Below are 20,918 nucleotides of genomic sequence, written 5' to 3' on the forward strand. Positions count from 1 at the left end.
AAGAAATGTACTTAAAGAACACATTTGAATTTGTTTCAATCGTGTCCTTTAAGAAACATTCCTGTCAGAGATGTATATGCTTTGGCCTGATTCCTTTATCGTATGCCTTAAAAATCAGTCAGCATCGGAGGGGGTGTCATTTCCGGCCGCTCTTGCGTCATCGAACATCTTTTTCATGGTCGGATTACCACGCGTAAGTCTTTTGATTGAAAGGGCTTCAGTGTCGTTGTTGGCAAGTCTGAGATAATTTGCAGAGCTCATAAGATCTTCTTTCATTTTTTGAAGAGATATGATCGCTTTGTCAATATCTTCAATCGCTTTATTGAACTTTGCGCTTGCATGTTGGTAGTGGTAGCCGAATTTGTCCCGGAAGTCATTCAACTTATTTTCAAAATTAGTTACATCCACCGATTGCTGGCGGGCTACAATCAGCTCTTTTTGATATTCGATGCTCTTTTTTGAGGCTTGGGTCAGTAGGGATATCAGTGGCATAAAGAATTGTGGACGAATGACAAACATTTTGGGATAGCGGTAGGACACATCCACGATACCCTCATTGTACAGGTCGTTGTCGGGCTCCAACAGCGAAACGAGAATGGCGTATTCGCAGCCTTTATCTCTCCGGTCTTTATCCAGTTTGGCAAAAAAATCCTCGTTCTTGTGCTTGGTAGCTGTTTCGTCCATTTCATTCTTCATTTCAAACATCATTGAGATATATTCAATATTATCTATATAATCGCGGAAAATGAAATCTCCTTTGCTTCCATGGCTGGCATCGTTGTCCTTATCAAAGTATGCATTGGGGTACATACTTGTACGCACACGATTGAATTCATTACTGCAATGAACTTCAAGTGATTCGCCTATCATCTTTGTCGATAGTTTCGCTTTCAGGTCTTTATAGTAATCTACGAGTTCCTGTTTTTGCTTGAGTTGCCGCTCGTAATCTTCTTTAATGCTGGCTTCCCGGATGGTAGCTTCCTTTTGTTTTAAATCAATTTGACTCCTCAACTCAATTAAAGAATTTTCTTTTGTTTGAATGAGGTCTTTTACTTTATTGCGCTCTTCAAGAATAGCAACCTGTATGTTGCTTTCATTTTGTTTAATAATCGATTTCAATCGTACAATTTCCTCATTGGTTTTTGCACGCTCTGTTTCCAATTCCAGTTGCTTAGCTTGGTTGAAGCTGTCTAAGCGAGCTTGAAGTTTAACGATCTCGTTCTCTTTTTTCGATAATTCGATTTCTTTTGAATTTAATTGTTCCTGATATTTCTGACTGATTTTCATCGAATCCGCTTCTTGCTGGATTTTGTTTTGTTTCATTATCTCTTTGAGGCGAGATTCAACTTCAGCATCAAATTCCAGTGTTTTCACTTGGTTAACAATGGAGGCATAGTCTGCTTCATCTACTGAAAATACACTTCCGCAATTGGGGCATTTTAACTCTTTCATATACTTAATCAATTTAGAATTCTAGACTAGATTTGTTTTTGATGCAAAGTTAAATATTAACTATGCAGATTTTTTGCATGAAGATAATAAATTTAATTATGTGCCAAGTGCCTCTTTGTGAGAAAAGCATTGTTATCGATGGGCGAAACACTGTTTTAGGGACAGGGAAGCATTGCTTTTTGAGATTATCCGTGTTATTTGTGCAAATTGACAGCTGTTCTTATACGTTTATTGGCGTGTCAATTGTATTTTTGTAAGCCGTAAAAGTGGAATGAAAGGATGATTTTCTAAATACTAAAAAGAATATGAGAAAAGTAAGCAGAGAAATGAGTAGCGATTGGGCGTTGGAAATAATGCGCAAGGCTCCGTACATTACTGTAAGTTTTACAAGGGCGGATGGTACGGCCTATGGTGTGCCGCTCTCGCTGGCTTGTGCTAGCGACAATGTGTGGTATTTTCATTGTGCGCCTGAAGGTGACAAGCTCGATGCACTGGCTGTACATCCAGAGGTATGCCTTTCGGCTGTCACGAAATGCCAACCTACGGTTGGGCCTAAAGATGGTACTTTTACGCTTCAGTATCGTTCTGCAATAGCCTTTGGGAAAGCGGAACTTGTGACAGATGACGATGAAAAGATACATGCTCTCAAGCTGATAAGTCAGCGTTTTCTGCCCAAGCACATGGAGGCTTTCGACGATGCAGTCAAGAGAAGTATTCATCGTACAGCTGTGGTTCGCATAACGTTGACTGACCTTCCTACTGGTAAGCGTAAGCAGTATGATAAAAATGGAGAAGAAATGAAGTATGGAAGGATGGAATGACGTAAGATACTGAATAAAAATGAAAAACGTCCGACTATAATATATAGTCGGACGTTTCTTTAAATGCTTGATTTTTAATAATTTGCGGAGAGACAGGGATTCGAACCCCGGGTACCTCGCGGTACAACGGTTTTCAAGACCGCCGCAATCGACCACTCTGCCACCTCTCCAAAACTCCATTGGGGAGTGCCTCTGTTTTTCTAAGGCGGTGCAAAGGTACAAATCATTTTTAAAACTGCAAACATTCTGGCTGTTTTTTCATGAATAAATCGTACTTTTGTACGCGAAATAACAGGCTAACCCCCATGATATATCCACAGAACTTTGAACAAAAGATAGGTTTCGACCAGATCAGACAACTGTTGAAGGAGAAGTGCCTCAGTACTTTAGGGGAAGAAAGAGTCACTGAAATGACTTTCACTGACCAATTCAATGAGGTGAACGAACGACTGGAACAAACCGATGAATTTATACGTATCTTGCAGGAAGAGGATAACTTCCCTGCCCAATATTTCTTTGACGTACGTCCGGCTCTTCGCCGCATACGTGTGGAAGGCATGTATCTGGACGAACAGGAGCTGTTCGATTTGAGGCGGTCGTTGGAGACGATACGTGATATCGTACGCTTCCTGAAGGCTGGAGACGGCAGCAGGCAGGAAACGGAAGAAGAAAATATACCTTATCCCTGCTTGAACAGGTTGGCCGGAGATATTGATGTTTTTCCGCAAATCATTGCACGCATCAATGAGATCCTTTCTCCCTATGGTAAGATCAAGGATAATGCTTCGCCTGAATTGGCTCGTATCAGGCGCGAACTGGCTTCTACGATGGGGAGTATTTCGCGGTCGCTGAACAGTATCTTGCGCAGTGCACAGAGCGAGGGAGTGGTAGACAAAGACGTGACGCCGACTATGCGCGACGGGCGTCTGGTCATCCCTGTGGCGCCTGCCCTGAAGCGGAAGATCAGGGGAATTGTCCATGACGAGTCGGCCAGTGGAAAGACGGTGTTCATCGAACCGGCCGAAGTGGTGGAAGCCAATAATCGTATCCGCGAACTGGAAAGCGACGAACGTCGCGAAATCATCCGTATTTTGACGGACTTCTCCAATCGGATGCGACCACAGGTTCCCAGCGTATTGTTGTCATACGAATTTCTGGCTGAAATAGACTTTATCCGTGCCAAGGCACTGCTGGCCATACAGACCTCGGCCTTGAAACCTGCCATTGAAAACAGGCAGGTAATAGACTGGAGGCAGGCTGTACATCCATTATTGCAGTTGTCGCTGGCACGTCATGGTAAGAAGGTTGTGCCGTTGGATATCGAACTGGACGAACAGCGGCGTATCCTTATTATTTCCGGTCCGAATGCTGGAGGAAAGTCTGTCTGCCTGAAAACGGTGGGGCTGTTGCAGTATATGTTGCAATGTGGGTTGCCCGTACCGATGCACGAACGCAGCCATGTGGGTATTTTCGGTAGCATTTTCATTGATATTGGTGATGAACAGTCGATAGAAGACGACCTGAGTACCTATTCATCGCATCTGACGAACATGAAAATCATGATGAAGCAATGTGACAGCCGTAGTCTCATTCTTATCGATGAATTCGGTGGAGGAACGGAGCCGCAGATTGGTGGTGCCATTGCCGAAGCTGTGTTGAAGCGTTTTAATCAGAAGCGAACCTTCGGTGTCATCACGACTCATTATCAGAATCTGAAACACTTTGCCGAGAATCATGAAGGAGTCGTGAACGGAGCCATGCTTTACGACCGCCATCTGATGCAGGCGCTTTTTCAGTTACAGATAGGCAATCCGGGCAGTTCGTTTGCCGTTGAGATTGCCCGCAAGATAGGTTTGCCCGAAGATGTCATTGCCGACGCATCAGAAATAGTGGGCAGTGAATACATTCAGAGCGACAAATACCTGCAAGACATCGTGCGCGACAAACGCTATTGGGAGACCAAACGTCAGAACATCCGACAGCGTGAGAAGCAGATGGAAGAAACCATTGCCCGTTATCAGGCGGAAATGGAAACGTTGCAGAAAGAGCGGAAGGAAATATTGAAGAAAGCGCGTGAAGAAGCCGAGCACCTGATGCAGGAGGCCAATGCACGTATTGAGAATACCATACGAACGATCAAGGAGTCACAAGCCGAGAAGGAAAAGACGCGTTTGGCGCGTCAGGAACTGACAGACTTCCGTGAAAATCTTGAGGAACAGACAAACCGCGAGTTGGAGGAGAAGATAGCCCGCAAGATGGAGAAGTTGAAGGAGAAACAGAACCGTAAGAAGGAAAAGAAGAACCGACAAACGGAAACTCCCTCTCTTTCGCCTGAGGAACAGGCTGCCCGGCAAGCACGTCTGGAGGCTGAACGACTGAAAGCTATTGTGCCCGGTTGCTATGTACGCATCAAGGGGCAGACTGCGGTGGGTGAAGTAATGGAAATAGGTGGAAAAAGTGCAGTTGTGGCCTTTGGTAGTCTGAAGACCACTGTTCGTTTGGATCGTCTGGAGGTGACACAAGCACGTCCGCAAACATCATCGGGTAATGTCAAGGCAACTTTTGTCAGCAGTCAGACGCAGGACAGTATGTATGATAAAAAGCTTGCTTTCAAACAGGATATTGATGTGCGTGGTATGCGTGGTGACGAGGCTTTGCAGGCGGTGACTTATTTTATTGATGATGCTATCTTGGTGGGGGTGTCGCGTGTGCGTATCTTACATGGTACAGGTACGGGTATTCTTCGTACCCTTATTCGCCAGTATTTGCAGACTGTACCCGGGGTCCGTCATTTTCAGGACGAACATGTTCAATTTGGCGGGGCAGGCATTACAGTGGTAGATTTATCATAATCAAAATATCATAGAATAATCATTTAATCTATAAATCATTTACTCTGATGAAATCAATTAAAGAACTTTATCGTATTGGTACTGGACCTTCGAGCAGCCACACAATGGGACCGCGTAAAGCTGCCGAAATTTTTCTGCAACGGCATCCTGAGGCGGCTGCATTCAAAGTAACTCTCTACGGCAGTTTGGCTGCCACGGGTAAGGGGCATATGACTAACGTGGCTATTACTGATACTCTTCAACCTGCTGCGCCGGTGGAGATTATTTGGGAACCCAAGATTTTTCTTCCTTTCCATCCCAATGGTATGAAATTTGTTTCTTTGGATGCTGAAGGTAAGGAAACTGATACGTGGACTGTATTCAGTGTAGGTGGAGGAGCTTTAGCGGAAGAAAGTGATGGGGTAGCTTCGGTCAATACTCCTGATGTATATGAGATGAATCATTTGACTGAAATTCTGCACTGGTGTGAACGTACCGGCAAGAGTTACTGGGAATATGTGAAAGAATGTGAGGAAAGTGATATTTGGGACTATTTGGCTGAAGTGTGGGAAACGATGAAGGCCTCTGTCCGTCGCGGATTGGAGAATGAGGGAGTACTGCCTGGGCCACTGAACTTGCGTCGCAAGGCATCGACTTACTATATTCGTGCGCGAGGTTACAAAGCTTCACTCCAGAGTCGCGGGTTGGTCTTCGCCTACGCCTTGGCCGTGAGTGAGGAAAATGCTGCTGGAGGTACCATTGTAACGGCTCCTACCTGTGGTTCGTGTGGTGTAGTTCCTGCCGTGCTTTACCATCTCCAGCAGAGTCGCGAGTTTTCCGACATTCGTATCATGCGCGCACTAGCTACAGCTGGTCTTATTGGTAACATCGTGAAACAGAATGCTTCTATTTCTGGAGCTGAAGCCGGATGTCAGGCCGAAGTGGGGACTGCTTGTTCTATGGCATCGGCTGCTGCGAACCAGTTGTTCGGTGGAAGTCCGGCACAGATTGAGTATGCTGCCGAAATGGGGTTGGAACATCATCTGGGTATGACGTGCGATCCTGTATGTGGGCTGGTACAGATACCTTGTATCGAACGCAATGCTTATGCTGCTGCCCGTGCACTGGATGCAAACCTTTACTCTTCGTTCACCGATGGTATGCATCGTGTGTCGTTCGATAAGGTGGTTGAGGTTATGAAGCAGACAGGCAACGATCTGCCTTCACTCTATAAGGAAACCAGTGAAGGCGGATTGGCTAAGGATTATAAACCTATGTGATAAATGATACATTTGGCTTTTTATTGATGCAATAAGGGCTTTGCGGTGACACTGCAAAGCCCTTATTTATATTATACATTGTTTCCTATTGTCGGCAGACGCATCAGTCGTCAATGTCTATTAGTTGTCCCTTTTTATTGAATTTCAGCGAAAGCCGGTTGCTCAGTTCTACCTCTATTTCCCCGCGGTCGCGTTCTATTTTGTGGTAGGTTACGCCAGGATATTGCTCGTTGATAAATCGTTGGATGTAGTCGGGAACGAGCGTTTTAGGCAGCTCGCTTCGTTTGCAATCTACTTCTTCCCAGTTCCCTTTTCCGTCAAATTCTATTTTTGTACGATCGGTCATCACTACTTCATACTTTTTCGACAGAAATTCACTTTCCACTTTAATATAAGAAATTTGACGGTTTTCGAAATATTGTTTCAGAAATGTCTGCGCTGCTACTGGCAGTTCCTTAGGATTCATGGTGATTACGTCGCGGGCCAAGCTGAATTGTACGGTCATTACCACCATCATCAGGAATGTAATCATCTTTTTCATATGTTATTCTTCTTTTTATGGATTAATACTATTGTTTTTTCTCGTACTGCAAAGTAAGTAGGGCTTTTTGGAAAAAAATGGGAAAAACGGTCCAATACTTTTTGCTTTACATTATTTAACTAGTGAGAACACGTGCATACTTTCTTCCCAATGGTAGGTCAGATGAAGTGAGCAACTGGAAGCGATGGCTTCACTTATGGCCAGCCCCAAACCTGTAGATTCTTTTTTGCGGTCTACACTGTGGGCAAATCGTTTGAATAGTTGTGAGGAATCCAATGCTGCTGTTCCGCTATTTTTTATCGTAAGTGAAGAAGCTGTTGTCGCTATTACGATCCGTCCGCCTTCAGGACTGTGTAACAGAGCATTTTTCACTAGATTAGTCACTAAAATATGGGCTAAGGAAGCATTGCAACGTATGATGAAAGGAGAATCTCCCTTTCTTTGTTCCAAGCTGATTTGCTTATGCTCGTATATCTCCATAAGGTCTGGTAGCACTTCCTCCAATAGTTCGTCAATGGATACGTTTTCTGTTTCGGTGTATTGTCCGTTTTCAATGCGTGACAATAATAACAGAGCTTTGTTTAGTTTGACAGCACGTCCCAATGTAGTATAAATTGCGTCAAGCTCTTTTAGTTGTTCCTCCGTCATATTTTCACTCTCGGCAAACAGTTCAAGTTTACCACGAGCTATGGCTAACGGGGTTTGGAGTTCGTGTGAAGCGTTTTCTATGAACTGTTTCTGTTCCTCGTATGCTTTATGGCTTCGATTGGCCATGTCGCAGGCCACTTCGCCCAACAGACGGAATTCTCGTATATTAGTTGCATTGTCCAAAGGTGGAACTTCGGCTCCCGGGTGTAGGTGTTGTAGCCAATCCATGAGGCGGTTCATCGGACGGAATATTTTCTGTAAGATAAGTCGGGTACCAATGGCTGTACTGCATAGAAAAAGGGCAAACAATGCTATCAGATACCAGAACATGGCATTGACCATATCATCGCGTTCAAGAGTCGAAATCATCAGTTCCAACTCATAGAATTGCCCGTTGGGCATACGGAAGGCGGTGCGGTATACGCGCACTGGCTCGTGTTCGTCTTCGCTTTCTACATAGACCAATGAATCGTAGAACATGTCGCGGTAGTTTTCACCCTCTTTCACTGAAAGAGGATGGAAATAATAGAAGGACATCAGGTTGCCTTCCGTATTGAGGACACTCTCGTCGTAGAGGGCATTGTTGATGATAATTTGGGCATAGTTTTCCAGTGTATCGTCTGTTTCGTCCATCAGCTCATACATGATGGTGTAGTAAAACAATACCCCCCATACGGCCATTAGAACCAATAGCCATAAGGAAAGTTTACGATAGGTATAATGGAGCAGTTTCATACTTCAGATAATTTGTAGCCGAATCCGTAGACAGCTTTCACTTCAATTGTGGATCCGGCCTGTTTCAGTTTCTTGCGCAGGTTTTTCACCTGAGAGTAAATGAAATCCAGCGAATCGGTTTGATCGATATTGTCTCCCCAAACTGATTCGGCTAGGCTCATGCGGTTGATGACTCGGTTGGGATTGGCTACAAAATAATAGAGGAGGTCGAATTCCTTGCGGTTGAGTTGCAAAGGGATTCCGTCTATTTCAACTTGGCGTTTGTCAGGATAGAGGATGACGTTACCCATCTTCACGCTGGTATCACCATTATTTTGCCGACGGCGTATCAGCGATTTGATACGCGCGTTTAGTTCAGCAAGATGGAATGGCTTGGTCAGGTAATCGTCAGCTCCCAGTTCAAGCCCGTCTACTTTATCGTCCAACGAATCCTTGGCCGAGATGATAAGTATACTGTCACTGCGTCGCAGGCGTTTCAGTTCACGTAACAGGTCCAGACCGCTTCCACCTGGCAGCATAATGTCCAGTAGAATGCAGTCGTAATCATAGTCATTGATCTTGTCGAATGCGGAATGGTAATCTGCAGCAGTTTCGACAACAAATTTTTCTTTTAAGAGGGAGGTGCGGATCGTTTCACGCAAGTCCTGTTCGTCTTCTACTACTAATATTTTCATGTCAGCAAAACTATTGTGTAATACTGGAAAAAATCTGGAAAGAGCAAGACAAAGAAAAGAAAAAATAAGCCGTCGTCCAAGCAAAACCGAGAGAAATAGAAGAACTTTGAGGCAGAAAAGTGTTGTGCTGGGACGTAAAATAGACATGAAAAACAAAATATCTACAGAAATATGACAGTATTTTAAAAATTATCCATACATTTGGACGAACAATTTCTAATAAATACCACTATGAGCAAACGTACGAAAAGATTTATCTTGACTGAAGACGAAATACCACAGTATTGGTATAACATACAGGCTGATATGGTGAATAAACCCATGCCGCCACTCAATCCTGCTACTCATGAGCCGCTGAAGCCGGAAGACATGTATCCTATTTTTGCCAAGGAGTTGTGTCATCAGGAACTGAATCAGACGGATCCCTGGATTGAGATTCCTGAAGAGGTACGCGAAATGTACAAATACTATCGTAGCACGCCACTGGTACGTGCATACGGACTGGAAGAAGTTTTGGGAACACCGGCACATATCTATTTCAAGAACGAAAGTGTCAGTCCTATGGGATCACATAAATTGAACTCTGCCATTCCGCAGGCATATTATTGCAAGAAAGAAGGGGTTACGAATGTGACAACTGAGACTGGTGCCGGACAATGGGGAGCTTCGTTGGCATATGCTGCCCGTCTTTTCGGATTGGAGGCCGCCGTATATCAGGTAAAAATCAGCTATGAACAGAAACCTTATCGCCGCAGTATCATGCAGACTTACGGTGCACAGGTTACACCGTCACCTTCTATGTCGACTCGTGCCGGTAAGGATATTCTGACTGCACACCCCAATCATCAGGGTTCGCTGGGAACTGCCATTTCCGAAGCTATTGAGCTGGCGCGTACGACGCCTAATTGTAAATACACATTGGGCTCTGTGTTGAGTCATGTGACACTTCACCAGACTGTCATTGGCTTGGAAGCTGAGAAACAGATGGCTATGGCTGGTGAATATCCTGACATGATTATTGCCTGTTTTGGTGGAGGTTCCAATTTTGGTGGTATTGCTTTTCCTTTTATGCGTCACAATATTCTGGAAGGGAAGACTACCCGTTTCATCGCGGCCGAGCCTGCTTCGTGTCCTAAGTTGACGCGAGGCAAATTCCAATATGATTTTGGTGATGAGGCTGGTTATACTCCGTTGCTGCCTATGTTTACGTTGGGACACAACTTCGCTCCGGCCAATATTCATGCCGGAGGACTTCGTTATCATGGTGCGGGTGTTATTGTGTCACAGCTGTTGAAGGATCATTTGATGGAAGCGGTGGATATCCAGCAGTTGGAGTCGTTCGAAGCAGGTTGTCTGTTTGCTCGTGTTGAGGGAATCATTCCGGCTCCTGAGTCATGTCATGCCATTGCGGCTACGATTCGCGAAGCCAATAAGTGTAAAGAGACCGGTGAAGAGAAAGTCATCTTGTTCAATCTTTCAGGTCATGGCCTTATTGATATGGCTTCATACGACAAATATCTGGCGGGTGACTTGGTGAACTATTCGCTTACTGATGAAGATATTCAAAAGAATCTGGATGAGATTAACAATTTGGATAAATAACAGCCAGTCTATCTTTGAGATTGGTTAAAAGTAAGAAACACGAGGAATGTGCCAGGGCAGGCACATTTTCTCGTGTTTCTTTTTATCAAAGAAGTATTTCCGTGTGATTACTTGGGTTGCTGCAGGCATTCGCGGCAGGGGGCTGCATGTTGTCCGTGTCCGAAAGCTGGGGCGTGTTTGCGGCCGATGCGCTTGTCGTGGCGTGGTCCTGCGGGATGCTTCTCATAGATTCTTTGCAGCTGTTTGGGCGTCAGAATCTTCTTAAGCTCCTTGTAGTATTTTTCATGGATGTCGAGCATCTGGCGTTGCTGTGCAAAACGCTTTTCGATGCGTGCTTCTATTTCTGCATCCGTCAGGGCTGGCTTTTCACCTTGGGTACATTTTGTACGCCCTTGGGGACAACTTTCCTTCATCGCTTTTCTATTTTCTTTGCGACAGTCGTTCATTTCCTTCAGATATTGCTGGTAGACGTCGGTAAATTTGGCAGAGGTCTTGTCGTCCAGCATCAACTCGGCCGACATGCGATTGGCTTGTCGCTGTATTCTTTCTTCTTCTGTCAATCGAGGTTTTTCTGCTTTGGTTTCTGTTTGTTTCTGGCGCGGCTGGGCAGAAAGGCTGCCTACGGCGCATAACGCCAATACCAGGAGTGAGGTAAGTCTTGTCTTCATACGTCTTTCTTTTTTTGATGGGTTATACAACACTGTTTTTGTCGCCGACCTTGCCTGTCGGGAATCCCGTATCCGGAATGTGGGATTCTTGTCGGCGTCGGCCTTCAATTTCGTTAGAGCGTCGAAGAGTGGAAAAGTAAAATCTGGCGGTCCGATTTTGTGCTTTATTAACAGGGTGAGGGGATTTCGCGGGGTGAAAAGCCGGTTTCCGCATGGAAAATGCAGCTTTTGAAGCGGGAAAATGCGATTTCTGTGTGGAAATCGGGCTTTTGAAACGGAAAAATGGATTTTCCATGTGGAAATTGCATTTTCTGAAACGGGAAAATGGTATTTCCGGGTGGAAAATGCGTTTTTTGAAACCGGAAAATGGTATTTCCATGTGGAAATTGCATTTTTTGAAACCGGAACGGGGTTTTTCCATGCGGAAATTGCGTTTTGCCTGCTTCACAAAAAAGAAAGAGGGTGCATCTTTTGATGCCCCCTCTTTTTAGAGGATTCAACTGTAAACTCGATAGTTTACCAAAATCTGTTGCGTTCGGGGTCGTATTCGAATCCCACCATTTTTAACCTTCTGAGAATCTCAGCCTTCTCTACGTTCATGTCCTCGCAAAGAGCATCCAACGTAGGATAGGAATCTCGCAACTTCATGTTGACGAAGCTATAAAGCATCATCGGTTCTTCGGGTAAATTCATTGCAACAATCTTTTATGTTAAACTAATACCGGGCGCAAAGATAAAGGTTTCTACAGTACATTCGCTTGATTTATGTCAATTTTACCAGTTTTGGCCTGCAACCGTTTGCGTGGTGCAAGTCGCAAACTCAGTTAAAATGTTGTGACTTACGTTGACTTACAATGACGTAGATGATGACCGGCGCGCCGATGATGGGAGTGACTGCGTTCAGTGGGATAATGCCGGCATCGCCGGGCAAGATGCAGATCAGGTTGCAAAGAAGGGCTACGGCTCCACCGCTCAGAATGGTGACGGGCAGCAGCGAGTGGTGGTTGGACGTGCCCAGCAGCATGCGGGCCACATGGGGGACGGCCAGGCCGATGAAAGCCACCGGACCGCAAAAGGCAGTAGTGATGGCGGTGAGCAGGCCGGTTACTACCAGCAGCCAGTTGCGTACGCGGCGGATGTTCACTCCCAGGTTCTCGGCATACCTTTCCCCCAGTAACAAGGCATTGAGTGGCTTGATGAGCATCAGGGCGCCTGCCAGTCCCAATAAAGTGACCGATGCAAAGGCGGGCATCTGTTGCAGCGAGACGCCGCCGAAGTTTCCCATGCCCCAGATGATGTACGACTGCACTCCCTCGGCTGTGGCAAAGAAATTGAGCAGTGAAATGGCAGACGAGGCAATGTAGCCTATCATGATGCCCGTGATGAGCAGCATCACGTTGCTCTTGATCAGTGTAGAGAAGAACAGGATGAGGGCCATGATGGCCATCGCTCCGATGAAGGCTCCTGCCAGAACTGACAGAAACCCTGAGAGGCTGAATGTACCTGCCGTGACGCTTCCTCCGAACAGCAGCATGACAAAAGCTACCCCCAAACTAGCCCCCGAATTAATACCCAGAATGGAGGGGCCTGCCAGCGGATTCTTGAAAGCCGTCTGCAGCATGAGCCCGCACACGGCCAGGGCACCGCCGCACAGCAAGGCTGTTAGTGCCTGTGGCAGGCGGGCTTCCCATACGATGAAACTCCAGCTGGCTTTGCTGCTTTCACCACCGGTCAGGATATGCCACACGTCGGCGGGGGGAATGTTCACTGAACCAATCAGCAGATTGGCTATGAACAACAGCAGGATGACTCCTGTCAAGCCTATACCGTATTTGCAGCCTCTATTCATATCAGTTTTCTTTTAATTCTTTATAATAACGCAGTCCGTCAGAGATGTCCGTTTCTGGATGTAGGATCTGTATCAAATCTGCCAGCAACCTGTCTGGATGGAAAGGGGTTTCTTCATAAAAAGCGACCTTTCCGGTATTACAGCCATAGACGCGGCGTTCTTTGAACGCCTTGAAGCCTGTGTAACCCACGAAGTCGGCTTGCAAGTCAGCATAAGTCATGTCGTGCTGGCGGTTGTACTTGATGAGCCATATGTCTGCATCGCCTGCTTTCTCGAATACCGTTTCGAAGGGCAGAGGGACAGAGCCACTATGAGCGTCTTTGGCAAAAGCGTAATCGCTGTATGCATCTTCCAGTAATCGGCCTGTTGTGCTGCGTCCGCCGGGCACATACCAGGCTGAACCGTTTTTCAACTCACAGACCACCGACAGGCGGACGGATGACAGGGCTGCCCGGTGTTTGAGCCGGTTGTAACTGCTGTCCACGCGGGCGAACAGGCTGTCGGCCTGCGAGACGGTTCCGAACAGCCGGCCATAGAAGCGCATCCATTCTGCACGTCCCAGGGCCGAAGTTTCCATATAGTCGGCGCATTCGATGATGGGCGTTCCCAGTTTCTCCACCCGTCCATATCCACCACTGTTTTCGAAGGGAGACAGCAGGATGGCGTCGGGATGGAGGTCGATGATACGTTCCATGTCCGGATTCATGCCGTCGCCGCAATCGGCTATACGCCCCTGGTTTACGGCTTTATGCAGTTCGGGTAGCTTAATGTATTTCAAGTCACATACGCCACCGATCGCATTTCCGGCACCTAATTCATGAAGCAATCCGCAGTGGACAGAAGAATAGACCACCGCTTTTGTTAAAGGAGTGCGTACCACTGTACCTGCTGGCAGATTATCGGGCAGATCGTTCGATTTAGGCACCAGTATATAGGTATGCAGTGTTTTAAGCGTGTCCCAAGGATTTCGCAGCGTGGCTACCGTATAGCCGGGATAATCCACGAGCGTCAGGTTCTCGGCGTAGCGCAGGGATAGGGTATCTCCTTCCGTAGAAGCAGGGAGAGCCTTGCCCCTTCCGCTACAGGCGGAAAGAAACAAGGCCGCTCCCCAGATGAATATGAATATAGGAAATCTTCTCATGGGATTTAGTTGAAGAATACGGCTGAATTCGGACTGATACCTCCCGCATCGAACTTCTCGACAAAGGTTCCGTCTTTCTTGAAACGATAGATGGTGCCGTTGGTCTTATAATCGGTGGTGCTTATGTAAATGTCCCCATTGTATTCATCGTCTACGGCTATCATGTAGATGGTACTGGTTTTCAGTTCTTCGGGAATGTCTTTCAGGAAGGAAGTCTGGTCCATCTGTCCCGTACGGATGTTATAGGAGAAAAATTTTGTTTCAGGATTGGTGTACGAAGAGTAGGTGAGGTAGAGCATGTCGTTTCCTGCCCCCATCTTGGTAACTTCGCCCAAGGGTGTCACCTGATTATTGTTGTTAGGGTCTATCATTTGGAGCGAATAGCCTACATCAACGTAGTTTCCCCATGAAATAAGAAATATTTTATCCTCCTCTTCAATCAAGGTATTCGGATTCAGATCTACTGTCAGCGTTTCCTTCAAGCTGAACGTGTTCAGGTCTATCACCTTTACCTCGTTGTGGTAAACATATTCGGCTGTACAGCTGTTGGCCACGTAGAGCATGTCCTTGCAGATGGCCACGCCTTCCAGGTTGTCGCCCAGCTCCGTAAGCTTGCTTTCTACCTTCAAGGTCTGTGCGTTGATTTTGGCTACTACGCCACCCCAGAAGGAAGCATATATGTAACCGTCTTCAGCAGCCAGGTAACGAATGCCTGCGCTCAGTTCCGGGTCTGTGACAAACGAAAGTCGTTGTTGCTCCACGCCGGCAGAGTTGAGTTTAGCCAGATAATTCGATCCATAGACAGCCACATAGATTTCTCCTTCATATTCGATCATACACTGACCTGTATCTCCCAGCTTGGCATCATTCTGATAGCTGTAAATGTCGCTAATGAAATCCGCATCGCCGTTAGGCGCATAGAATGAGATTCCCGCATTATTGCCATTATAGGAGCCTTCGTTCAGGAAGAAGGCGCGCACTTGCGGTAACTGGACCTTCGACCCCGTATCGTCGCGGTCATCGTCGTTATTACCGTTGTCGTCGCTACAAGAAGATAAACTTACACTCACGGCCAGCATGCACAGCAGGCCATACCATAGATTACTTGCTTTCATTTTCATACTTTGTTTATATTTAAGTCAATCATATTTATTTTTATTTAAGTATTAGATTTTTCCGTTGTATCAGAAATAGAAACTGCCGGTTAGTCGCCACGAACGGCCCGGCATGGGGTAATACTTGATTACGTCATACTGCTCGTCCGCCAGGTTCAGCACCTCGGCCTTTACGGCTATGCGTCCCTGTTTCAGGTTGAAATTGCGCGAAAGGCTCAGGCTCTGCTCCACATAGCCGTCTATTCTGTTTTCGGGTAAGTTCTGTGACATATAATATCGTTCACCTACGCCCACCAGCGAATATCCCAAGCTGAGCCAGGGGGTGCCGACAATAAGCGAGGCGCTTCCACTGTGTACGGGTGTATAGGGCAACTGGTCACGATAGTTCTTGGCATCGGGGTCGGTCAGGTCGATGGCTTTCTGCCACATGTAGTTACCGCTGAACGTAAGGTCATAACCCGATGCCAGTGTTGCCGAAGCAGCCAGAGTGGCGTCTATGCCCGCTGCATGCACCCGTCCGTAGTTGGCCATCTTCCATGTGTAGGTAGAGGGGAAGGCCACGATCTTGTCCGTCACGTTGTTGAAGTAACCGTCCAGTGTGACGGACAGATAGTCCAGCCAGGCAGCTTTCTGCAGACTCCAAGTTAGGCCGGCAGTGTATTCGTTCGCCTTCTCTGGCCGCAGATTACGGTTTCCCAAGCGGTAATAATAAAGATCATTGAAGGTGGGCAGGCGGAAGGTGCTCTTGTACATCAGCCGCAGGAAAAGCTCCTCTTCTTGCCAGGGCTTCAGGCTGACAGATAAGGAGGGTGCGAAGCGGCGGAAGTTGTCGGGTGCCTCGCCTTTTTCCACATGTTCAAAAGTAGCGGTATGTACCAATAAAGCCGTAGCTGTTAACCAGTCGTTGCTATAGCGGGCATTGAATGCGCTGATGGAAGTTAAGCGTGTGGGAAAGGGGCATTCGGGCAAGGTGTTGTGCAGCGTATTCGCCACTCCGTCCTGTGCCAAGGAAAAGGATAATCCTTCCAGCGGACGGTAGAGGACAGATGCCGACAGATAGTATTCATCCTGTTTGTGGTGTTCGCTATAGGTGCCGTCAGTATATTCCGCTCCTTGGTCTTCGTAGCGGTTCCAGCCATGATTGTATTTGCCCTGTACCTGCATAGCCCATCGTGGATTGAACTGTTTCTTGTAACGGGTCTGTACAAAGATGTTTTCATCCCACAAGCGTTCGTCAGATAAAGGATTGTAGAGAGTGACGGCTCCGGGCAGTCCACGGCGGGAACGGTAATAGTAAGCCTTTACATCCAGTTCACTATTGTCTTTGAATGTATGATATAGGTTGGCTTCGCCCTGCCCTGAGAGTATGTCGGAATTGTTACGTCGTTCTTGTGTGACGTATTTCCCGTTTACCAATGTAAAAGGATAGTTACCGTCGGCCCGCATGAAACTGCCGTCAACAGCCAGACGTGTACGGCTGCTCAGTTGCTGCCACCAGCGCAGGGACGGTGTAATGTATCCGAAAGATCCTCCACTGACACGGGCGCGCAAGGCATAGCGGCGGCCTTCATCAAAATGAGGCTTCTCGGTTTCGATACTGAGAACGCCTGCCGAGGCATAGTGTCGGGCTGTCTGCAATAAATCGTCCGTCTGTCCTACGGCTAGCGTAACCATCGACACGTTGTCCAGTGAAAACCGTCCGATGTCTATTTGCCCGGCTTGGCAGTTACTCACTGTCACGCCATCATAACTCACCGCTGTATGTGCAGCTCCCATGTTACGGACCGAAACGGTCTTTAGGCCACCTATACCGCCGTAGTCGCGCACCTGTGCTCCGGCAAAGCGGCGTACGGCATCGGCCATGTCTTGAATACCCAGACGCTCGATGTCCTGCCCCGACAGGCTCTGTACGGGTGCTGTCGAGGTCAGCTTGTTGGGTACACGTCGGGCAGTGACGGTTACACGGTCTATCTGGTGTATCCTGTCCGTAATCGTGTCGCTCGCTTCCTGAGCCATGGCTCCGCCAGACAGCAACAACGCTACAATCCAACCTCCCCATCGCCGATGGAAAAGACAAATTTGTTTCATTTCCTTTCTGTCAATCTGTAGTTGTATACTACTTTCTACACGATCTTTACGCTCATCCTCGCAAGCGTCAAGCATGATTTTTGTTTTGCAGGTCTTCTGACTCGTTTCGGAGAACATCGCCTTCCCGTCTTTTCCGCTTTGGCAGAAGTAACAGTGGCATAGAGCGTGTTGATGCTCTCAAGATGTGAAACTCACAGCAGCGGGACTGTTCGGGACTTTCACCCGATTCCCTTTTCATCCGCTAGCTTCGCAATTGGAAACTGGCAGAACAAAACTATTGCAAAGTTAGGAAAAGAATCTGAAACCAATGCAAAGAAACCGATAGTTTTTATAACTTTGTCCGAGGAACTTAAAACTATTCAGATAAAGATGAAAAACAATTTATTGTCTGAACGCCTTACTTACAATGGTGACAATTGTACACATACTCATGTTCATTTGCTTAATTATTCATCCGACCATTTTAGTGAAACCATTTGCAATGATTTTGAGGAAATCATGTCACATACGCCTACCGAAAACAAATTGTGGATAAGGGTTCATGGATTGAAAGATACCGAATATATCCGGAATATATGTACTTATTTCAAAATCAACTTTTTGATGATGCAGGACATCTTGAATGTAGACCATCCCAGCAAAATCGAGAAGAACGGTGATTTCAATTTTGTAGTAACTCGTATTTTTCATGAAGATACCGAAACGTCTGTCAGACTGATACAAGGTGAGAATGTGGTGCTGACCTTTACTGAAGGTGAAGCTTCTTTTTTCGATGATGCGGTCAAGGCTTTGCAGGAAAACGTTTTGAAGATACGTACACGCTCGTCCGATTATCTCTTTTCTGTGTTATTCAACGAATTGGTTTCAAATTATGTTTCATTGGCTATTGAAACAGGCGATCAACTTGATGATCTTGAAACCGAATTGTTGGCTGCCACGACTAGTTATAACATTCGGATGCAATTGCAAATGTTGCGGAAACGCTACATGGAAATAAAACGGACAGTCGTACCGTTGAAGGATCAATATTCTAAAATTTTGCATCCGGATTCCGAGCTTATCAATGAGACCAACCGTCCTTTTTTCAATGATGTCAACGACCACTTGCTCAATGCCGTACAGCTTGTCGAAGGTTGCCGCGAAACGCTTTCATCACTGATGGATCTCTATATTTCGAACAGTGACATGCGCATGAATTACATCATGAAACGGCTTACGGTGGTATCTACTATTTTTATTCCGCTCACTTTTTTGGTAGGAGTGTGGGGCATGAATTTCAAGTTTATGCCCGAGCTCGATTGGAAATACGGATATCTGATGGCCTGGGGAGTAATGATTGCTGCTGGAGTGGTTTCATACCTTATTTTACGTTCGCGTAAATGGCAATAGCTCCAGTAAGGTTGGGCTTATTATTCTTTTGTGATTTCTCCTGCCAGATTTGAGTCCATGAGACGGCGTATTTCCTGTTGGTTCAGGCCGTGCCCCAGGAGGAACATCAGTTTGGTGACAGCACATTCGGGTGTGCTGTCGTAACCGCTGATAACACCTGTTTGGAGCAGTTGAAGACCGGTACCGTAGCGTTGCATTTCGACGACTCCCCGTTGACATTGAGTGATGTTGACGATGACGATGCCTCGTTCGTTTGCTTCTTTGAGTTGGCGGATCAGCCATTCTTTTTGTGGTGCATTGCCCGATCCGAAAGTCTTGAGTACCACGGCTTTGATACCTGGAACATGGAGGACGGAGCTGACGATACTTTCACGAATACCGGGGAAAAGAGTCAGCACTACGACATTGGTATCAAACAGGTAGTGTGGCTTCATCGGTCGTGAAGGGTCGGGGCGACGTATCAGGTGTTCTTCGTAGCGGATGTGGATGCCCACTTTGGCTAGTGGCGGATAGTTGAAAGAACGGAAGGCATTGAAATTTTCCGCATTGATTTTGGTCGTACGGTTACCGCGCATCAGTTCGTTTTCAAAGAATATGCAGACCTCGGGTACCATGGGTGTGCCGTCAGGACGGCGTGCGGCTGCTATTTCAATAGCCGTAATGAGGTTCTCCTTGCCGTCGGTGCGCAGCATACCGATAGGTAGTTGCGAGCCAGTCAGAATGACGGGTTTCGACAGATTTTCAAGCATGAAACTCAGCGCGCAGGCTGTATAGGCCATCGTATCCGTACCATGCAGGATGACGAAGCCGTCATAGTCATTGTAATGGCTGCTGATGATTTTTACGATCTTGGCCCAGAGTTCGGGTTCCATGTCTGATGAATCGATAGGTGGATTGAACTGGTAGGTAGAGATATGGCAGTTGAATCGTTTCAGTTCGGGTACGTGTTTCAGCAGTTGGTCGAAGTTAAAGCTTTCCAAGGCTCCGGTTTCAGGGTTCTCGATCATGCCGATGGTACCGCCGGTATATATCAGTAATACTGAAGGGCAATCCGCTGTTTTCATACGCATTCTGCAGGCTTTTGTTTCTAATGTAGGGCAAAGGTACTAAACAAATTACAAATCCGCAACTTGTTTCAGAACTTGAAGCTCACCGAAGCATAGGGCAGGCAGTTGCGATACCAGTGTACGGAGTAGTAGCTCAGAGCTACCTTCGGATGCATTCTGGGGGCTGAAGGCCACTACGTTTCTTCGTGTCTTATAGTAGGCCGATACCTCTATTTGTCCGTTCTTCAGAAAATGTTTCCATCCTGCTTCGTAATGTTCCGAAGAGCGAGGCTTGAATCCGTCGATACTTGGCATGCGGAAGTCTGTTGGAAAAGCCAGGTAGTCGAAGCGCAGGTAATGGTAGAATTGTTCCATTCGTGAGAAGTGAAGGTAGATCAATTCTTGCTCGGCCGGTTGGTATTTGAGCGAAAAACGGGGTTGTATGCTGTAGTACGAACGGCTGCTTTGGGGAATGTAACCTACAAAGTGTACGCCTACCTGAGTTGTGATTCGAGGGGTAATCCGTATCAGGTTGTCGTAGAAGAGGGAGAATTGGTTGATAGGTTCGTGTCTTGCCTGCGTCAGGTTGTCTAGAGAAGCCTGCGTCGTGCACTCACCAGGTAGGATAGTTTGTCCTTGATGTCAGTCCGTCGCTGACGGCGATGCGGAATTCATGACGATTGTTAGGCTGATAGGACGACTTGTCTGTGTCTTGCGCCTTGATGATATTTACACTTGCAACCATACACAAAGATAATGCGATAAATTTGATTTTCATAATTTCTAATTCGTTTAGGTGTGAATACTCTTATTGATTTGTTTCTCTGAGAGCGTCCGGCCGGGCCGCTTTCACTCGTATAACGCAACCTTTGTAGAAATCCCCTATTCGTAGGGAGAATTTTTTCTGTATAAATTCGTTTTTCCCTTTCAGAAGCGTTGTAGAACAGGATGTGGGGGATTGTTTTTTGAGGGGAAAACGGTGTTTTATCAGTAGAAAAGCATTGCTTTCCTTGAAAGAAAACAATGCTTTTTTATCGT

The 20,918-nt window shown here is 46.5% G+C and carries 20 protein-coding genes, 1 tRNA gene and 1 riboswitch; of the genes, 7 read left to right on the plus strand and 14 right to left on the minus strand.

The window, feature by feature from the left end; all coding sequences use genetic code 11:
• Nucleotides 1–114: 114 nt before the first annotated feature.
• On the minus strand, nucleotides 115–1,452 hold the full coding sequence (locus HF894_RS09065) for a DUF2130 domain-containing protein (RefSeq protein ID WP_204971731.1): 1,338 nt from the start codon (nucleotides 1,450–1,452) through the stop codon (nucleotides 115–117).
• A gap of 305 nt (nucleotides 1,453–1,757) precedes the next feature.
• Here HF894_RS09065 and HF894_RS09070 point away from each other — a divergent pair, with 305 nt between their 5' ends.
• A complete protein-coding gene (locus tag HF894_RS09070; protein WP_204968925.1) occupies nucleotides 1,758–2,273 on the plus strand; it encodes a pyridoxamine 5'-phosphate oxidase family protein in 516 nt (171 codons plus the stop codon).
• A gap of 85 nt (nucleotides 2,274–2,358) precedes the next feature.
• Here HF894_RS09070 and HF894_RS09075 read toward each other — a convergent pair.
• Nucleotides 2,359–2,443 (minus strand) — tRNA-Ser (locus HF894_RS09075).
• Between the two features lie 135 nt (nucleotides 2,444–2,578).
• On the opposite strand from HF894_RS09075, the gene HF894_RS09080 reads away from it, so the two are divergent.
• Both HF894_RS09080 and HF894_RS09085 read left to right on the plus strand, forming a co-directional pair.
• Nucleotides 2,579–5,125, plus strand: coding sequence for an endonuclease MutS2 (locus HF894_RS09080; protein WP_204971733.1), 2,547 nt, complete (start codon nucleotides 2,579–2,581; stop codon nucleotides 5,123–5,125).
• Nucleotides 5,126–5,172: 47 nt separating this feature from the next.
• The gene (locus HF894_RS09085; RefSeq protein WP_021846153.1) at nucleotides 5,173–6,384 is read left to right on the plus strand and encodes an L-serine ammonia-lyase; all 1,212 of its coding nucleotides are present in this window, start codon (nucleotides 5,173–5,175) and stop codon (nucleotides 6,382–6,384) included.
• Nucleotides 6,385–6,487: 103 nt separating this feature from the next.
• Here HF894_RS09085 and HF894_RS09090 read toward each other — a convergent pair whose 3' ends face one another.
• From HF894_RS09090 to HF894_RS09100, 3 genes are all read right to left on the minus strand, one after another.
• Nucleotides 6,488–6,925 (minus strand): PepSY-like domain-containing protein, encoded by a 438-nt coding sequence (locus HF894_RS09090; RefSeq protein ID WP_204971735.1) that lies wholly within the window; start codon nucleotides 6,923–6,925, stop codon nucleotides 6,488–6,490.
• 111 nt (nucleotides 6,926–7,036) lie between these two features.
• Nucleotides 7,037–8,308, minus strand: coding sequence for a sensor histidine kinase (locus HF894_RS09095; protein ID WP_204971737.1), 1,272 nt, complete (start codon nucleotides 8,306–8,308; stop codon nucleotides 7,037–7,039).
• On the minus strand, nucleotides 8,305–8,982 hold the full coding sequence (locus tag HF894_RS09100) for a response regulator transcription factor (RefSeq protein WP_204971739.1): 678 nt from the start codon (nucleotides 8,980–8,982) through the stop codon (nucleotides 8,305–8,307). The genes HF894_RS09095 and HF894_RS09100 overlap by 4 nt, the downstream gene beginning before the upstream one ends.
• Here HF894_RS09100 and HF894_RS09105 point away from each other — a divergent pair.
• Entirely contained in the window at nucleotides 8,981–9,157 is a 177-nt protein-coding gene (locus HF894_RS09105; RefSeq protein ID WP_159436213.1) for a hypothetical protein, read from the plus strand. The two genes, HF894_RS09100 and HF894_RS09105, sit on opposite strands and share 2 nt — an antisense overlap.
• 56 nt (nucleotides 9,158–9,213) lie before the next feature.
• Nucleotides 9,214–10,584: a TrpB-like pyridoxal phosphate-dependent enzyme gene (locus HF894_RS09110; RefSeq protein WP_204971741.1), complete on the plus strand. Its 1,371-nt coding sequence runs from the start codon at nucleotides 9,214–9,216 to the stop codon at nucleotides 10,582–10,584.
• A gap of 107 nt (nucleotides 10,585–10,691) precedes the next feature.
• Here HF894_RS09110 and HF894_RS09115 read toward each other — a convergent pair whose 3' ends face one another.
• Complete coding sequence (locus HF894_RS09115) at nucleotides 10,692–11,252, minus strand: Spy/CpxP family protein refolding chaperone (protein ID WP_204971744.1); 561 nt, start codon at nucleotides 11,250–11,252, stop codon at nucleotides 10,692–10,694.
• Between the two features lie 212 nt (nucleotides 11,253–11,464).
• On the opposite strand from HF894_RS09115, the gene HF894_RS09120 reads away from it, so the two are divergent.
• On the plus strand, nucleotides 11,465–11,743 hold the full coding sequence (locus HF894_RS09120; RefSeq protein ID WP_204971747.1) for a hypothetical protein: 279 nt from the start codon (nucleotides 11,465–11,467) through the stop codon (nucleotides 11,741–11,743).
• Nucleotides 11,744–11,768: 25 nt separating this feature from the next.
• Here HF894_RS09120 and HF894_RS09125 read toward each other — a convergent pair whose 3' ends face one another.
• The 5 genes from HF894_RS09125 to HF894_RS09145 all read right to left on the minus strand — a co-directional run bounded on the left by HF894_RS09125 (nucleotide 11,769) and on the right by HF894_RS09145 (nucleotide 17,445).
• Nucleotides 11,769–11,945 carry a DUF4250 domain-containing protein gene (locus HF894_RS09125; protein WP_021846160.1) on the minus strand — a complete coding sequence of 59 codons (177 nt, stop codon included), beginning with the start codon at nucleotides 11,943–11,945 and terminating at the stop codon, nucleotides 11,769–11,771.
• A 127-nt stretch (nucleotides 11,946–12,072) separates the two neighbouring features.
• Nucleotides 12,073–13,101: an iron ABC transporter permease gene (locus HF894_RS09130; protein WP_204970541.1), complete on the minus strand. Its 1,029-nt coding sequence runs from the start codon at nucleotides 13,099–13,101 to the stop codon at nucleotides 12,073–12,075.
• 1 nt (nucleotide 13,102) lies between these two features.
• Complete coding sequence (locus HF894_RS09135; protein ID WP_204971749.1) at nucleotides 13,103–14,242, minus strand: ABC transporter substrate-binding protein; 1,140 nt, start codon at nucleotides 14,240–14,242, stop codon at nucleotides 13,103–13,105.
• A 5-nt stretch (nucleotides 14,243–14,247) separates the two neighbouring features.
• Nucleotides 14,248–15,357, minus strand: coding sequence for a YncE family protein (locus tag HF894_RS09140; protein WP_204971751.1), 1,110 nt, complete (start codon nucleotides 15,355–15,357; stop codon nucleotides 14,248–14,250).
• A gap of 69 nt (nucleotides 15,358–15,426) precedes the next feature.
• Nucleotides 15,427–17,445, minus strand: a complete 2,019-nt coding sequence (locus tag HF894_RS09145) for a TonB-dependent receptor plug domain-containing protein (RefSeq protein WP_204971753.1) — start codon at nucleotides 17,443–17,445, stop codon at nucleotides 15,427–15,429.
• A gap of 69 nt (nucleotides 17,446–17,514) precedes the next feature.
• Nucleotides 17,515–17,734: riboswitch (cobalamin riboswitch) on the minus strand.
• Nucleotides 17,735–17,814: 80 nt separating this feature from the next.
• On the opposite strand from HF894_RS09145, the gene corA reads away from it, so the two are divergent.
• The gene (gene corA, locus HF894_RS09150; RefSeq protein ID WP_075317249.1) at nucleotides 17,815–18,834 is read left to right on the plus strand and encodes a magnesium/cobalt transporter CorA; all 1,020 of its coding nucleotides are present in this window, start codon (nucleotides 17,815–17,817) and stop codon (nucleotides 18,832–18,834) included.
• Nucleotides 18,835–18,854: 20 nt separating this feature from the next.
• Here corA and HF894_RS09155 read toward each other — a convergent pair whose 3' ends face one another.
• From HF894_RS09155 to HF894_RS09165, 3 genes are read right to left on the minus strand one after another with little or no spacing between them, the layout of a single operon-like run.
• Nucleotides 18,855–19,898 carry an asparaginase gene (locus HF894_RS09155; protein WP_204970536.1) on the minus strand — a complete coding sequence of 348 codons (1,044 nt, stop codon included), beginning with the start codon at nucleotides 19,896–19,898 and terminating at the stop codon, nucleotides 18,855–18,857.
• A 51-nt stretch (nucleotides 19,899–19,949) separates the two neighbouring features.
• On the minus strand, nucleotides 19,950–20,507 hold the full coding sequence (locus HF894_RS09160) for a TonB-dependent receptor domain-containing protein (protein ID WP_204971806.1): 558 nt from the start codon (nucleotides 20,505–20,507) through the stop codon (nucleotides 19,950–19,952).
• The gene (locus tag HF894_RS09165; RefSeq protein ID WP_204971755.1) at nucleotides 20,494–20,658 is read right to left on the minus strand and encodes a hypothetical protein; all 165 of its coding nucleotides are present in this window, start codon (nucleotides 20,656–20,658) and stop codon (nucleotides 20,494–20,496) included. Before HF894_RS09165 ends, HF894_RS09160 begins: the two co-directional genes overlap by 14 nt.
• Nucleotides 20,659–20,918 lie beyond the last annotated feature (260 nt).

The sequence above is a fragment of the Caecibacteroides pullorum genome (assembly GCF_019239235.1).
Taxonomy (GTDB): Bacteria; Bacteroidota; Bacteroidia; order Bacteroidales; family Bacteroidaceae; genus Bacteroides; species Bacteroides pullorum.